The sequence below is a fragment of the Vibrio sp. Evd11 genome, from assembly GCF_900382755.1.
In the GTDB taxonomy this organism is placed as follows: domain Bacteria; phylum Pseudomonadota; class Gammaproteobacteria; order Enterobacterales; family Vibrionaceae; genus Vibrio; species Vibrio lentus.
In genome coordinates, this window is record NZ_OSDX01000025.1 from 29676 (window position 1) to 45392 (window position 15717).

Consider the following 15717-nt stretch of genomic DNA (forward strand, 5'->3'; position numbering starts at 1 on the left):
ATACGGCCAACGAAATCGCTTGGCTACACATTTTTGTATTTTTAATTTGCATTTACCCCCTTGCTATGTATTATATTGCCGCTATCTTCCATACTCACGCCCTGTGAGATTCCAAGAAAGACCTTCCTTCAAGGAAAGATAGAGCTTCTATGACTAATCCAAACATCTTTACTGTTTCTCGCCTCAACTCAGAGGTTCGTCTCCTATTAGAAAACGAAATGGGAATAGTCTGGCTCGTTGGTGAAATCTCAAACTTCTCTGCACCTGTATCTGGTCACTGGTACCTCACACTTAAAGACTCTCGCGCTCAAGTTAAGTGCGCCATGTTTCGTGGCAATAACCGTCGTGTGACTTTTAAACCCCAGAACGGTAATCAAGTTTTAGTCAAAGCACGTCTGTCTCTTTATGAGCCGCGTGGTGACTATCAACTCATCATCGAAAGCATTCAGCCAGAAGGCGATGGTAAGCTTCAGCAAGAATTTGAAAAGCTGAAGATGAACCTCGCTGCAGAAGGGCTATTTGCTCAATCGAGTAAACAAATTCTTCCAGAACATCCTAAATGCGTTGGTGTCATCACCTCTAAAACAGGCGCAGCCCTCTTCGATATTCTCGATGTACTGAAAAGACGCGATCCTTCATTGCCTGTTGTGGTTTACCCAACCATGGTTCAGGGCGAAGAAGCGGCTATTCAGATTGCACAAGCGATTGGACGTGCCAATGAGCGCAACGAGTGTGATGTGTTGATCGTGGGTCGTGGAGGCGGTTCATTAGAGGACTTATGGTGTTTCAATAACGAGATCGTTGCTCGCACAATTGCAGCAAGTCAGATCCCGATTATCAGCGCAGTTGGCCACGAAGTTGATGTCACTATCGCCGATTTCGTCGCAGATATGCGCGCTCCAACGCCATCAGCAGCCGCTGAATTGGTTAGCCGTGACAACAGTCATAAAGAGCAAGCTTATGCCTCTAAACGTGCTCGTTTAGTAAGTGCGATTCGTCATGTGTTAATCAAACAAGCGCAATCAACTCAAACGTTGAAATACCGCTTAGAGAAACAACATCCGAGCTACCAACTGCAAAAGCAGAGTCAGCAGCTTGATGACTTAGACATGCGTTTGCGTCGTGGTATGACTCAATACTTAAAGCAGCATGCACAGCGTGTTGAGCGTAAGCAGCACCAGCTTCAGCTGAACTCGCCAGTAAAACGCCTTGGCGAACAGAAACTGCATCTGCAACGTTCAGAGCAAAAGCTGTTGGATGCAATGGACAAGACATTACTAACGACTCGCCACCAGCTAGCCATGGCTGCAGAGAAGTTAGAAACCGTCAGTCCACTGGCAACGCTAAAGCGTGGCTACAGCATTACCCATTCCGCATCGAGCAAGACGGTGTCATCGATTAACGATGTTGAGGTGGGCGAAGTGATTACCACTCAAGTAGAAGATGGTGTGATTGAATCGCAAGTGACAACAAGAGTTGGTAAGAGTGAGCTTTAGTTTCATCAGATACAAAAAAGACCCCACACTTTAGTATTGAGTCTCTGGTATAACATCACCGATAGTCGTTCAAACCAAATAGTTCAAGGCTATTCAGCTGGTTGGAATTCGAATTTCACTCTCGACTTAGACTTCAACTCGTTGCAATCACCATTACAAAAATAGCTCGCCGCACCGCAGGCTTGAAGCTTCTCAAGTTGGCTGTTGCACTCAGGGCAAAACCCAACTTTAGTAAAGTGTGCCTGACAACTTTCACAGTGATACTTGCCATCCCAAGCTAGCTCTGACTGGCACTTAGGGCAGATATTTTCACTCATTAGCATTTCCTAATTCACTACTTTTTTTACAATCTACTACTGCTGAGACTTCGCTTGCTTGATTTGGTACATGTTCTTATCAGCTTGTGCGATCAAGGTTTCTAATGACTCAGGATCTTTTTCACAAGAGAGCCCAACACTGACTGCGAACTGAATATCGTTGATATAGAGCGCTTGTTCCAAGGTTCTTTCTAAGCTGTGATAAAAGCTAACAACGCTTTCTTCAGAGTCAAAACAAGAGAACACCACAAATTCATCACCGCCATAGCGACCAATTTTGGCACATGACGAGGTGGCTTCATCCAAAACCTTTGCAACAGCGAGCAATACGCCATCACCAAAGCTGTGACCATAGGTGTCATTAATTGATTTGAATTTATCGACATCGACAAACAGACACGCCATAACCTTGTCACCAAAACATCGCTTTGCCAGTACGTTTTCAGCTTCACTCAACAGTGCGCGGCGATTCAAACAATGAGTAAGGGAATCATGATGAGCAAAAAAGTTAAGTTGATTCTCTAACTCATATTTCTCCAATGCGACCGAATACAGTGAAGCCAATAACTCTAGGATTTCGAGTTCAAATTCATGGGGTTCAGAGATGTACTGGCTGTAAATCGCGAAGGTACCTAGCACGTGTCCATGTGAGGAGATGATTGGTACTGACCAACACGCATGAAGATTAGCTTGATTGGTCAGAGGTAGGAAAGGAACCCAATTAGGGTGTCTATTGATGTCTGAAACCATAACGGCTTTCTTGAGTGCCGCCGCCTCTCCACAAGAACCAATTCCCACACCAATCCCCACCCCTTCTATTTGCTGATTATAAAAATCAGGTAGGTTCGGAGCATATTCAAGGTGCAAAGTCTTTGACTCTGAGTTGAGCAGTAAAATTGAAGCCATGCGCTGCCCGAAAAGCTGCTCGGTAAGCTGAATGATCTTATGATTTAAATCTTTACGATCCATCCCAAGAGCAAGCTTCCGAAGCAAACTGTTGACTGCTCGGTGGCCTTCTAATAAAAATTTTTGTTCCATTCACTAAAGCTTTCAATTGTGTAATTAGGTACGGCTTGTTCTTATACAAGCTTGCTATTGGTTAATAATAACACACTAAATAACCACAACACACAATCGAAGATCATAGGTTGATCTTTCGCTTTATCTATTTTGATCAGCGATCTACCCCAAAAAGAATATTTATATCACCACACACCGAAAGCATAAGTTACATGTGCTGCATTTCAATTTTAAATAGTCATTTATATTAAAAGTGACATATAAAAACAAAAAAACAGCACAAGCCATTTCGATCTATAGTCTAAATCATCGAATTACATGCGTCAGCATTTCAATATTCTGGTCATCTAACTGGGTTAACTTAACCGATAATGCTTTAAGCTCTGACGTATTCTCAATGTGAGTACCACCACACGGAATAGACACGAGAGTGTCTGCATTGAGCTGCCATTCCCAGTAACGAGAGTCTGTTAATGCCTCGCCTTCCAGCCTCATCGCGACTGGCGTCGGCTCTGCTAGCCAGCCTGCAATCATTTGATTGATGTCGACTTCAATGCCATCAAGGTTTGCTAGCATGTCTGCGACGTTCAAGCCGCGTTTCTTCAAGGTTTTGCCCAAACGATACTTGTCGGTACATAGTTCTGGGGTCACAAAGCTGGTGACTTGCGCGTAGCTATTGAAGTCGTAACTACCAAGCGGATCTTTTCTGTCCGCATCTTTGCGCCAGTAACTCTCAGCCAGTACTTTATTCAACGCTAAGAAAGCGATATGACCAGCACTGTGCCCACGGCTCAAGCTTGCTTGGTATTCTTTATCAACCGACAACTCAACTTCATCGCCAATATTAATCATAGAAGCTGATGCCGGTAGTTGGTGAACAACCACAAACGCCCACCCTTCCGCATCACGCTTAACAGGGATATCTGCTGCGATATGAAAATTGCTAGTAGATTGTTCTATTGCACCAACAAGACAGTCTTCAACGGGATATTGCACGTCACCAACATTCACAAAGCCTTGGTCTGCAGGGTGATCTGGCCAAATATGACTAACAGGATGAAAAGGCGTCACATCAGTGATCAAGTAGGTTTTACTGTTATCGCTTTCAACATATAGCGCTTTGGCATTTAGCTGCCAAGCCTGATGACAGAATTGAGTGATGGTTGGTGTGATTGCTTGTGCGGATGTAATCAAATCGCTAGTGCTCATAATGTTCTTCTTTTGAAATCGAGTCTAATTCGCTAACCCATAATGATGTGAGAATGTGAGGCTATGGCTTAACGTAAATTTTGCTTAAAAAAATACCCGAGACAGGCTCGGGTATCAAATCGATTAGAAAGGGTTATTTACGGCCTTTCATCATGCTCATCATACGCTTACGTTTGCGTTCCTGAGAAATCGTTAGCTTGTTTGTTTTCGCTTCAAACGGGTTTTCGCTGTTCTGGAATTGAATGCGAATCGGTGTACCCATGATCTCTAGCGAACGACGGTAGTAGTTCATTAGGAATCGTTTGTACGAATCTGGCAAGTTACGAACTTGGTTACCGTGGATAACGATAATAGGTGGGTTATAGCCACCAGCGTGCGCGTATTTAAGTTTCACACGACGGCCACGAACCATAGGCGGTTGGTGATCATCCGTTGCCATTTTCATGATACGAGTCAGAACAGAAGTACCAACACGTGTTGTCGCTGACTTGTAAGCTTCTTGAACAGATTCAAACAAGTGACCAACACCTGTGCCATGAAGTGCAGAAATAAAGTGAATACGTGCGAAATCAACGAAACCTAAACGGCGGTCTAGTTCTTTCTTAACGTGTTCTTTTACATCGCTGTCTAGACCGTCCCACTTGTTTACTGCAATCACGATTGAACGACCAGCATTCAACGCAAAGCCTAACAAGCTTAAATCTTGATCCGAGATATTCTCGCGAGCATCAATCAGCAATAAAACAACGTTAGCGTCTTCGATCGCTTTCAGTGTTTTAACTACAGAGAACTTCTCTACCGTTTCATTGATGTTCTTACGACGACGAACACCCGCAGTATCAATCAGAACGTATTCACGCTCATCACGCTGCATTGGAATGTAGATAGAGTCACGAGTCGTACCAGGCATATCGTAAACAACAACACGTTCTTCACCAAGAATACGGTTAGTTAGTGTTGATTTACCTACGTTCGGACGACCAATGATCGCTAGCTTGATTGGTTGATCTTGAAGACGCTGGAATTCTTCTTCCGCTTCTTCTTCAGTGAAATCAACTTGCTCTTCTTCTTCGTCTTCAAACTCAGTCAAATCGCTTACTTCACCATTCTCAGCTTTTAAAGCTTCAGCGAATGGGTTAAGTGCAAGGTCAATCAATGCGGTTACACCACGACCGTGTGCCGCTGCGATTTGATACATGTCTTCAACGCCTAGCTGCCAGAAGTCAGCACTTGCAGCATCAGGGTCGATACCATCAACCTTGTTTACTACTAGCATTGAAGGCTTTTCTAGTTGGCGAAGGTGCTTAGCAATCGCCACGTCTGAAGGTGTTAGACCAGCACGGCCATCTACCATAAACAGAACGACGTCAGCTTCATCAATCGCCGCTAGCGACTGTTCAGCCATTTTAGTTTCAACACCTTCTTCGGTACCGTCGATACCACCAGTGTCGATAACAATAAAGTCATGCTCACTAAAATGAGCATGGCCGTATTTACGGTCACGCGTTAAGCCAGGGAAATCCGCAACCAATGCATCACGAGTTCGAGTCAATCGGTTAAATAACGTAGATTTACCTACGTTCGGACGCCCTACTAGAGCAACAACAGGTACCATAACAACCTCTACAATTTCTTCTCTAAATGTAGTTATAGGTAAGCACTTGTTCGCAAGTTTAAACTCTTACCTATAACCACATGGTTTATTAATTTATAACAACAAAACGGCTCCTAGCTGTTACCAACCAGGAGCCGACTGTGAATTGTATCACGCTTTTATTGGCTAATCGTTAGTTTCTTTACATCGCCATTGCGAGTCGTCACTAAGTAGCCTTCAGGTAGCTCAATTGGCGCAACCGCAAAGCCGCTATCATCAACTAACTGCTGGGCAACGAACTCACCCGATGAACGATCTAACCAGTGTAGATAACCTTCTGTATCACCCACGACTACATAACCGTTAATAATAGCAGGTGCTGTCAGTAAGCGGTTTTCTAGCAGTGGCGTGCTCCATAGCTCAGTACCGCTACGCGCATCTACCGCAACCACATGGTCTTTGTCTGTTACTACAAACAAACGGCTGCCATCGCTCGCTAAATCAATCGCAGACGAGTAGTTACGCTTCCAAACTGGCTTACCAGAACGAAGATCGATAGCAATTAACTGACCATTGATACCAACGGTATACAAGGTGCCGCCAAGAACAATCGGAGACGCATCAACATCAACCAAGCGGTCAATTTCCGTTGCGCCTTTTGGCGTACCTACTGGCTGTTGCCAAATCAGCTGACCACGATCAACGATAGCTGCGGCTAAACGACCATTTGCCGTACCCCAGAAAACACCACCAGAAACAGCAACAGGAGAGCTATCGCCGCGCAGTGTTAAACTTGGAACTTCAGTGCTAATCGTCCACTTCTGTTCGCCGCTTTCTTGATCTAAAGCGATCATCATGCCACGGCTCGTATGAACCAATACCATGTTGCTTTCAGTCGCAGGGGATGCAAGCACCTCACCGTTCACTGGTACGCGCCACAGTTCTTCACCGGTCGATTCGTCTAACGCGATCACTTCGCCATTTTCAGAGCCTAAGAACACTTTGCCGTAAGCCGCTGTTAGGCCACCTGATAAGCGTGCGAGCACATCTTTTTCAAGATCGGTTTCCCACAACTTTTTACCCGTTTCAGGATCAAGCGCTTTAACAATACCTTCGCGACTTGCAACAAACACTTTGTCGTAAGCAAGCTCTGGCGTTAATTTTGAAAAGTAATGACCAACACCATCACCAACCGACGTAGACCATTCCTGCTTAGGAGTGAACTCGCTGTTTACTGTTGGTACTGGAGCCATGATGACGGTGTCTTCTTCACCCGCACAACCCGCTAACAGGCCAAGAGCAATCGCACACAACGCCGCTTTTGGAAACATCTTCTTCATTCAAAGCGCCTTATTTAGCTAGGTCGTCAAGTTTGATTTGAAGCGTTTGGCTCGCATCAGCAGCTTGTTGAGCTTCAGAGTAAGCACTGTAAGCTGCATCAGTGTCGCCTTTACGAAGTGAGATATCACCACGTAGTTCAGCAACACGGCCTTTCCAAGATTCGTCAGTCATCGCTTCAAGATCAGTCAATGCTGCGTCAAATTCACCTTGCTCAGCTTTGATACGAGCAACACGGTAAGTAAGTAGTGGCGCTAATGCCGCGTCCTTAGTTGCCGATTTTGCCCACTCAAGCTGTTCAAGTGCTGCTGCAAGGTCACCCGCTTGAACTTGTGCTTTAGCTAATTGCATAGCAGCAAGAACAGAGTATTCAGCGTCTTTGTTTGCGTCGATGAAAGCTTGAATATCAGATTGAGCATCAACGCCCTTAGTATCAAGAGCTGAAATTACAGAGGTGTAGCTTTCTGAAGCTGCTTCACGCGCTTCAACGACTGAATCTTGGTAATAGCGCCAACCGAATAGACCACCTAAACCAATAACCGCACCAAAGATTACGGCTTTACCGTTCTCTTTCCACCAATCTTTAATGGCTTCAACTTGTTGCTCTTCGCTATCGTAAAGTTCCACTTCCTGTCCTCTTTAATTCTTTAAACGCCAGCATAGTGCTGACGTTAATATTCATGATGAGCGTTTGCTCAATGGCTAACTAGATTAGCGCAGCTACTTTCTCTGCAACTTCCGTTTGAGACACGGTTTCTTGCACACCGCCAACCAAATCTTTTAGCACAACTGTATTATCAGCAACTTCGTTCTCACCAAGTACAAGTGCTACAACAGCACCTACTTTGTCAGCACGTTTAAATTGCTTCTTGAAGCTACCACCACCGAAGTGGTTCATCACGCGTACGCCTTTAACGGTGTCGCGCAATTGATTCGCTAACTGCATGCCCGCGATCATAGTACCTTCGCCAGCAGCAACCATATATACGTCAACGCTACGACGAACTTCTGTAAGTTCTAGCGTTTCCATCATAAGAACTAGACGCTCTAGACCCATTGCAAAACCAACCGCATTAGTTGCTTTGCCGCCTAGTTGCTCAACAAGACCATCGTAACGGCCGCCGCCACATACTGTACCTTGCGCACCTAGGCTGTCAGTAATCCACTCAAATACTGTGCGGTTGTAGTAATCTAAACCACGAACTAGACGCTCGTTAACTTGGTATTCGATACCAACAGCGTCAAGAAGTTCACACAAACCAGCAAAATGTTGCTTTGATTCTTCACCTAAATATTCAGATAGTCGAGGTGCGTCACCTAGGATCGCTTGAACATCCGGGTTCTTAGTATCAAGTACACGTAAAGGGTTAGTGTGCATGCGACGTTTACAATCTTCATCAAGCACATCGATGTGTTGCTCAAGGAACGCCACTAACGCAGTGCGGTAGCTTACGCGGTCTTCTTGAGAACCGATTGAGTTCAGTTCTAGGCGAACGTGTTTGTCGATGCCTAGCTCACGCCATAGACGTGCAGTCATCATAATCAGTTCAGCGTCAACGTCTGGACCGTCTAGGCCAAACACTTCAACACCACATTGGTGGAATTGACGGTAACGACCTTTTTGAGGACGCTCGTGACGGAACATTGGACCCATGTACCATAGGCGCTGTTCATCACGGTTGATAAGGCTGTTTTGAATGCATGAACGTACACAACCTGCAGTGCCTTCTGGACGCAGCGTTAGGCTATCGCCATTGCGGTCATCAAAGGTGTACATCTCTTTAGAAACAACGTCAGTTTCTTCACCAACCGCACGGCTAAATAGATTTGTTTCTTCAACGATAGGCATACGTACTTCGTTGTAACCGTATGCGCTCACCACGTTTTTAACTGCGCTTTCTACTTTCTGCCACAGTGGTGATTGAGTTGGAAGGCAGTCGTTCATGCCTCGAATTGCTTGGATATTTTTAGCCACAGTATTTATTCCGTAATTTCTCACGACCAGGTGTTAGTGCGAATAGACAATCACACCCCATCGCGTTGTATTAATCTTCTAAGTTTTCTACATCAATGCGATTTGCTTTATCAAGCACTGACGCTTTTGCACGAATCTTAGCTTCAAGTTTGTCGACAAGGTCATCGTTGTCGAAGCGCTCTTTCTGACGCTTACCGTCTTCATAGAAGGCACTCTTACGTGCACTACCAGCCAAACCTAAGTGAGACACTTCAGCTTCACCTGGGCCGTTAACCACACAACCGATGATTGATACATCCATTGGAGTAATAACGTCTTCTAAGCGCTCTTCAAGAGCATTAACGGTGTTAATAACATCGAACTCTTGACGAGAACAGCTCGGGCACGCAATGAAGTTGATGCCACGCGAGCGAATGCGCAAAGATTTAAGAATATCAAAGCCTACTTTGATCTCTTCAACAGGATCAGCCGCGAGCGAAATACGCAACGTATCGCCGATACCTTCAGAAAGAAGCATGCCCAAACCTACCGCTGATTTCACAGAACCCGCACGCGCACCACCCGCTTCGGTAATACCAAGATGTAAAGGTTGATCAATCTGCTTAGCCAGCAAACGGTAAGAACCGACGGCTAGGAATACATCAGAAGCCTTAACGCTGACTTTAAATTGATCAAAGTTCAAACGGTCTAGGATATCGACATGACGCATTGCAGATTCAACAAGCGCTTCTGCTGTAGGCTCTGTGTATTTCTCTTGGATCTCTTTTTCAAGAGAACCGCCGTTAACACCAATACGAATCGGGATATTCATATCACGAGCACAATCCACAACAGAGCGAATGCGGCTTTCGTTACCGATGTTACCTGGGTTAATACGCAGACAGTCAACACCGTACTCTGCCACTTTAAGGGCAATACGGTAGTCGAAGTGAATGTCAGCCACCAAAGGAACAGAAACCTGCTGCTTGATTAGCTTAAATGCTTCAGCGGCATCCATAGTCGGTACAGATACGCGAACGATATCAGCGCCAACTTTTTCCAAAGCTCTAATTTGAGCAACGGTCGCAGCGACATCAGTTGTTCTTGTGTTGGTCATGGATTGCACAGCAATTGGTGCACCATCACCGATCGGCACATCACCCACATAAATACGGGTTGATTTGCGACGAATAATAGGAGATTCGTGTTGCATATAAACTCTAAGGTAAGGTTATTCTAGCTACTTTGCCTGAAGTATACCCAGAAAGGTCAACGGGTTCACTTGCAAATGTCATTGATACGCCCTCTGGCGCACCTAGAATCACTTTGTATGGCGCAGTTCCTGAAAGATTGAGTGTCTGACCTGCTTTTTTGATACCAGTAGACAAAGTCTTGCCTGCCGCATCTTTAACTTGGATCCAACAGTCTGCAGAAAACTGCATCACTAGTTCGTTGGCTACAGGTTCAGGCGTCACTGTCTCTGATTCAGCCGCTACAGGGGTAACCTCTGCAACGTCTTGTGTCTGTTCTATTTGCTCGACATTCTCTGAGGCTTCAGCAGCACTCACTACAGCAAGAAGGTCATCAGAATTTTCAGTAACAGGAGATGTCTCTGTGTTTTGCTCAGCTTCAATCACTTCTAACGAAGTCAACTCAGGATCAAGCGACTCTTCTACCACTAGCTCTTCTGAGCTTTCAGTGTTGACTAGAGATTGAGATAGGGTGTCTTGCTGTTGGTTCTGCCACCACCAAAGTGATGAGATACCCGCTATCACAGCAAAGATGCTCCATGTGAGGATCATAATACGGCTGTTGTGCTTCTCTGTTTTTGTCTTACGAGAAAAGCTCAGCATTTCTTGTTCTTGATGTTGAGCATCACCGGCATGATGAAGCGCACTCAATACGACCTTTTCGTCAAGATTGACGTATTTCGCGTATGAGCGAATGTAGCCGCGCATAAACGTAGCCACTTGATCTGATTCAAACTGGTTTTCTTCAATTTGCTGAATAAGCGTAACGCGCAACTTCAAGCGATCAGAGATCTGCTTTTGTGTTAAACCAAGAGATTCTCGTTTATTTTTAAGCAGCGTTCCCGCTTCAATTGCTGGAGCGACGGTTTCATTCGTTTGTGTTTGTGTTTCGTGTTCTGTGTTCATAGAGAGTGAACTTCTAAAGTATTATCGCAGGTTGATGAGAGCATTTTTTATTTTCGTTTAAGCTCAATCTTACAACCTACTATGTGGAATTTTTCCTGCAACCCAGTTCATCAACCCTTAAAGTAGAAAACCACACGCTGTTGGTGAGCGATTTTCTCAGGAAGCTAGTTTATCAAGTAGCCAACCTAAATAGACACATTGACGATTATCGGGTAACAAGCGAGCACTTAAATTAATTTAAGATTATTTAATCATAAGCTAATGCCATTACAAGGCAAAAACACTTTCGACAAAATTTACCGTCAGCTCATGGTTTTGTCCAAAATTTAACGAAAAATGTAAGAAAGCGTGGGGAAAAAATCCAATTATTGGAAATTCACCTTCCAGAAAAGCAACAAGCCAGAAGGAATCCTTCTGGCTTGTTTCGTTCTAAATGGTATTTAAACCGCTTTTACTTGAATCACATCACCTGCGATTAAGTTCGCTTCAGAGGCAGCTTTCAGCATTTTAGTACGCTTGGTTCTATCAATAACATCACCAACCAGCTGGCCACATGCGGCATCAATATCATCACCACGAGTTTTACGAACCGTTACTGTGTAGTTGTATTCCATCAGCGTTTTTTGGAAGCGATCAATACGAGAGTTGCTTGGCTTCTTGTAAGGCGAACCCGGATAAGGGTTAAATGGAATCAAGTTGATCTTACAAGGCGTATCTTTCATTAGCTCAGCAAGTTCACGAGCGTGGTCCATATCATCATTCACATGATCCAATAGCACGTACTCAACCGTTACTTTACCGCGGTTAGCATTTGAAGAAGCAATGTAGCGACGAACCGATGCTAGGAAATCTTGGATATCCCAACGATCGTTGATTGGCATGATTTGGCTACGTAGTGCATCGTTTGGTGCGTGTAGAGAAATAGCCAGAGCGACATCGATGTTATCTGTCATCTGATCAAGACCAGAAACAACACCGGATGTTGATACTGTCACACGACGCTTAGACAGTGAGAAACCCAGATCATCAAGCATCAGCTCTAATGATGGAATTAGGTTCTTCATGTTAAGCAGAGGCTCACCCATACCCATCATTACGACGTTAGTAATTGGACGACGACCCGTTTCTTTCTCTAAACCGATTTCACGTGCAGCACGCCAGATTTGACCAACGATCTCTGAAACTTTCAGGTTACGGTTGAAGCCTTGTTGAGCCGTAGAGCAGAATTTACATTCAAGCGCACAACCGACTTGCGAAGATACACATAGCGTCGCGCGGTCACCATCTGGGATGTATACCGTTTCAACGTCTTGGTCACCAACGCTCATAGCCCATTTAATGGTGCCATCCGCAGAGTGCTGAGCTTCAGAAACGATAGGTGCAACAATCTCACAGCGATGCAGCAGTTTCTCGCGTAATTTTTTGTTGATGTTGTTCATTTGTTCGAAGTCATCGACACCGAAGTGATAAATCCACTTCATCACTTGCTCTGCTCGAAACGCTTTCTCATTCAGTTCTTCTGTGAAAAATTTACGAAGACCTTTACGATCAAAATCGAGTAGATTGACTTTAGCTGTGGTCATGATGCCTCTCAATGACGGAACAATAATTAAGGGCGCGAATTGTACAGCCTTTACGCAACTTCAACAAGCACTGTAAAACCTTGTGTTTACTAAGACATTCAAACTTAAGTGATTAAAATTTACACAGTCAAACTTACCTGCTTAAGTTTGGCCAATTCACAGCGAGATTGTGGCTCCAAAGTTCCCCGTCATTCCAGAACGGAGGAACGAGGTATCTGGAATCTCCGACAGCACACTGAGACTCCCACCACTTTCCTCGTCACTACCGAAATAACACTAGACCTCACCAGAAAAGAAAAAGGCTTCACCGAAGTGAAGCCTTTATTGATACTTGCTGTTGCCTGCTTATTCAGCTGGACGCGGGCAAATTTCAGATTCTGGGAAGAAGAATTCGATTTCACGAGCCGCAGACTCAGGGCTATCGCTGCCGTGTACTGAGTTGTAACGCATGCTGATTGCGTAGTCAGCACGGATAGTGCCGCATGCCGCTTCTTCTGGGTTAGTTTTACCCATTAGTTCACGGTAACGAGCGATCGCATTTTCGCCTTCAAGTACTTGAACCATGATAGGACCAGAAGTCATGAACTCTTTTAGTGGTCCAAAGAACTCTTTACCTTCATGTTCTGCGTAGAAGCCACTTGCTTGCGCTTCTGTAAGAGAAACCATTTTAGCTGCAATAATCTGTAGGCCAGCTTTTTCAATGCGGTGGTAGATTTCACCGACAAGGTTACGCTTAACTGCATCCGGCTTAACAATTGAGAACGTTCTTTCTAGAGCCATAGGGATTCCTTCACTTCATTTTTTTGTTATTAAATACTGAAATTACTAAGATCATTCGATCTAAGTTTATGAATAAGCGGTATCGAAATACCGCTCACTCTTATTATTATTTTGCTTGGTCGATAAGAAGACGAGCCAGTGTACGAACACCCATACCAGTCGCGCCTGCAGCCCACTTATCACTTGATGACTTACGGTAAGTACCCGCGCAGTCCATGTGAATCCAACCTTTTTTGTAGTCATCTACAAAGTAAGAAAGGAACGCAGCAGCTGTACTTGCACCCGGTGTGTAATCACCAGAGCTGATATTTGAAAGATCAGCAAAGTTTGAAGGCAACATACCACGGTGGAAGTCAGCAAGAGGCAATGGCCATAGGCCTTCTTTCTCTTGGTTTGCAGCTGTTAGTGCTTGATGAGATAACTCATCATCGAAGCTCAATAGTGCGTGGTAGTCGTTACCTAATGCATTTTTAGCCGCGCCAGTTAGCGTTGCACAGTCGATGATCAACTCTGGATTCTGAGCGCTTGCGAACATCAGGCCATCAGCTAAAACTAAACGACCTTCAGCATCGGTATTCATGATCTCGACAGTCTTACCATTTTTGTAAGTAATGATGTCACCAAGCTTCAATGCGCGACCAGAGATCATGTTCTCTGCACAACATAGAATAAGCTTAATACGCTTGTTCAGGCCGCGTTCAATCGCTAGACCTAAACCACCCGTAATAGTTGCTGCGCCGCCCATGTCAGCCTTCATTGCTGTCATGAATTGACCTGGCTTGATGCTGTAACCGCCTGAGTCGAAAGTGATACCTTTACCAACTAGACAAGCAAATACAGGTGCGTCTTCGTCGCCGGTAGGGTTGAAGTCCAGTTGAAGCATTGCAGAAGTACGTTCAGAGCCGCGACCTACCGCGTAGATGCCTTCCCAACCTTCAGTTAGGAGATCTTTGTCTTTAACGATTTTTGCTTTAACAGTGCCTGCTGGTGCCACTGACTTGATGTATTCAGCTGCCATTGTCGCTAATTGACGAGGGGCAACTTCTTCAGCCGTTTTATTGATGATGTCACGCGTCCAATCTGTCGCGCGGATACGTGCTTCTAATTCAACTTGATCAGCTTCAGCTAGAGCATCCCACTCCAATGCATTCTTTTTCTTTGGTCCACGGTAGCCTTGGTAAAAAGCCCAAACACTTTCTAGATCCCAACCTTCACCGCTAAGTGCAACCAATGCGATACCTTGTCCGTCAAGCGTACGACCAGCACGTTGAACCGCACCTAAATCGTGGCCTTCACCAATGTGAATTGTCGCTCCCGCTTCCGAAAACGATAAGATAGCTCTTGCTCCCCACTGAGGCTGGGCAGCTTCTTGACTTAAAAATACTGACATCTGTGTAGACATGATTTCTCCTTGTCTTTGAACCACGTTGAGTGAGTGATTCTGATTATTTTTTATTAGCGCTCTGATGTTAGCATTATGTAGAAGTAAAATGTCATTTTGATAAAAAAACGGACCATAAGGTCCGCTTTTTTTAGTAAGAATTGTTAACTTGGCTGTGTTTATATTGGATAAATTCCAACCAACAGCCAAATTATAGAACAAGAGGGTTAGTCCATCTCATCCATCCAGCATAAAATAATGGCCTCTAGAATTTTCTCATTCGAGTGATTCGGCTCATCATCAAAATATTCAAGATCTAACACCCATTGATGCAAGTCCGTAAAACGTACGGTTTTAGGATCAGTCTCAGGGTATAAATCACATAGCTCAATCGCAATATCTCGCGAATCAATCCATTTCAAGCTCATAACACTTCCTTATATTTATCAGCGACGATTTATCATCTTCATGATTTGTATTCTATGCCAGTTTTACTAACACGTTTAGTCGAGCTGAATTCTTAATGCTCTTCAGAAGCTGAGTGCTTAATGCTCTTCAGAAGCTAAGTTCAACGTGTACTTTGGAATCTCTACAACAAGATCCGAATCAGCTACTTTAGCTTGGCAACCAAGGCGAGATTCCATCTCTAAGCCCCATGCTTTATCTAGCATGTCGTCTTCTAGGTCATCACTCTCTTCTAATGAGTCGAAACCTTCACGAATCACGACGTGACATGTAGTACATGCACACGACTTCTCACATGCGTGTTCAATACCAATACCGGCCTTCAATGCAACATCAAGAACCGTCTCACCAGTTTTTGCTTCTAAAACAGCGCCTTCTGGACATAGATCTTCGTGAGGTAAAACAATAATCTTTGGCATGTTTA

The 15717-nt window shown here is 44.5% G+C and carries 15 protein-coding genes; 1 reads left to right on the forward strand and 14 read right to left on the reverse strand.

Annotated features, from left to right (window positions below):
- Positions 1–149 precede the first annotated feature (149 nt).
- Positions 150–1496 (forward strand): exodeoxyribonuclease VII large subunit, encoded by a 1347-nt coding sequence (gene xseA, locus ED652_RS12510; RefSeq protein WP_122055048.1) that lies wholly within the window; start codon positions 150–152, stop codon positions 1494–1496.
- Positions 1497–1585: 89 nt separating this feature from the next.
- Here xseA and ED652_RS12515 read toward each other — a convergent pair whose 3' ends face one another.
- The 14 genes from ED652_RS12515 to fdx form a co-directional block, all read right to left on the reverse strand.
- Positions 1586–1813 carry a zinc ribbon domain-containing protein gene (locus ED652_RS12515; RefSeq protein WP_017106474.1) on the reverse strand — a complete coding sequence of 76 codons (228 nt, stop codon included), beginning with the start codon at positions 1811–1813 and terminating at the stop codon, positions 1586–1588.
- Between the two features lie 36 nt (positions 1814–1849).
- Positions 1850–2851: a sensor domain-containing diguanylate cyclase gene (locus ED652_RS12520; protein ID WP_122055049.1), complete on the reverse strand. Its 1002-nt coding sequence runs from the start codon at positions 2849–2851 to the stop codon at positions 1850–1852.
- 288 nt (positions 2852–3139) lie between these two features.
- On the reverse strand, positions 3140–4042 hold the full coding sequence (locus ED652_RS12525) for an alanyl-tRNA editing protein (protein WP_122055051.1): 903 nt from the start codon (positions 4040–4042) through the stop codon (positions 3140–3142).
- Positions 4043–4175: 133 nt separating this feature from the next.
- Entirely contained in the window at positions 4176–5657 is a 1482-nt protein-coding gene (gene der / locus ED652_RS12530) for a ribosome biogenesis GTPase Der (RefSeq protein WP_017106477.1), read from the reverse strand.
- A gap of 158 nt (positions 5658–5815) precedes the next feature.
- The gene (bamB, locus tag ED652_RS12535) at positions 5816–6976 is read right to left on the reverse strand and encodes an outer membrane protein assembly factor BamB (protein ID WP_065105021.1); all 1161 of its coding nucleotides are present in this window, start codon (positions 6974–6976) and stop codon (positions 5816–5818) included.
- Between the two features lie 10 nt (positions 6977–6986).
- Positions 6987–7601 carry a YfgM family protein gene (locus ED652_RS12540; RefSeq protein WP_017106479.1) on the reverse strand — a complete coding sequence of 205 codons (615 nt, stop codon included), beginning with the start codon at positions 7599–7601 and terminating at the stop codon, positions 6987–6989.
- A gap of 79 nt (positions 7602–7680) precedes the next feature.
- A complete protein-coding gene (hisS, locus tag ED652_RS12545; protein ID WP_017106480.1) occupies positions 7681–8949 on the reverse strand; it encodes a histidine--tRNA ligase in 1269 nt (422 codons plus the stop codon).
- A 70-nt stretch (positions 8950–9019) separates the two neighbouring features.
- The gene (gene ispG, locus ED652_RS12550; RefSeq protein WP_009848294.1) at positions 9020–10141 is read right to left on the reverse strand and encodes a flavodoxin-dependent (E)-4-hydroxy-3-methylbut-2-enyl-diphosphate synthase; all 1122 of its coding nucleotides are present in this window, start codon (positions 10139–10141) and stop codon (positions 9020–9022) included.
- 7 nt (positions 10142–10148) lie between these two features.
- On the reverse strand, positions 10149–11084 hold the full coding sequence (rodZ, locus tag ED652_RS12555) for a cytoskeleton protein RodZ (RefSeq protein WP_122055052.1): 936 nt from the start codon (positions 11082–11084) through the stop codon (positions 10149–10151).
- A 440-nt stretch (positions 11085–11524) separates the two neighbouring features.
- Positions 11525–12667: a bifunctional tRNA (adenosine(37)-C2)-methyltransferase TrmG/ribosomal RNA large subunit methyltransferase RlmN gene (locus ED652_RS12560; RefSeq protein WP_009848292.1), complete on the reverse strand. Its 1143-nt coding sequence runs from the start codon at positions 12665–12667 to the stop codon at positions 11525–11527.
- A 345-nt stretch (positions 12668–13012) separates the two neighbouring features.
- Positions 13013–13447, reverse strand: coding sequence for a nucleoside-diphosphate kinase (gene ndk, locus ED652_RS12565; RefSeq protein ID WP_004735101.1), 435 nt, complete (start codon positions 13445–13447; stop codon positions 13013–13015).
- A gap of 106 nt (positions 13448–13553) precedes the next feature.
- Complete coding sequence (gene pepB / locus ED652_RS12570) at positions 13554–14849, reverse strand: aminopeptidase PepB (RefSeq protein ID WP_122055054.1); 1296 nt, start codon at positions 14847–14849, stop codon at positions 13554–13556.
- A gap of 206 nt (positions 14850–15055) precedes the next feature.
- Positions 15056–15256, reverse strand: a complete 201-nt coding sequence (gene iscX, locus ED652_RS12575) for a Fe-S cluster assembly protein IscX (protein ID WP_122055056.1) — start codon at positions 15254–15256, stop codon at positions 15056–15058.
- A 117-nt stretch (positions 15257–15373) separates the two neighbouring features.
- Positions 15374–15712, reverse strand: coding sequence for an ISC system 2Fe-2S type ferredoxin (fdx, locus tag ED652_RS12580; protein ID WP_017098073.1), 339 nt, complete (start codon positions 15710–15712; stop codon positions 15374–15376).
- Between the last annotated feature and the right edge of the window lie 5 nt (positions 15713–15717).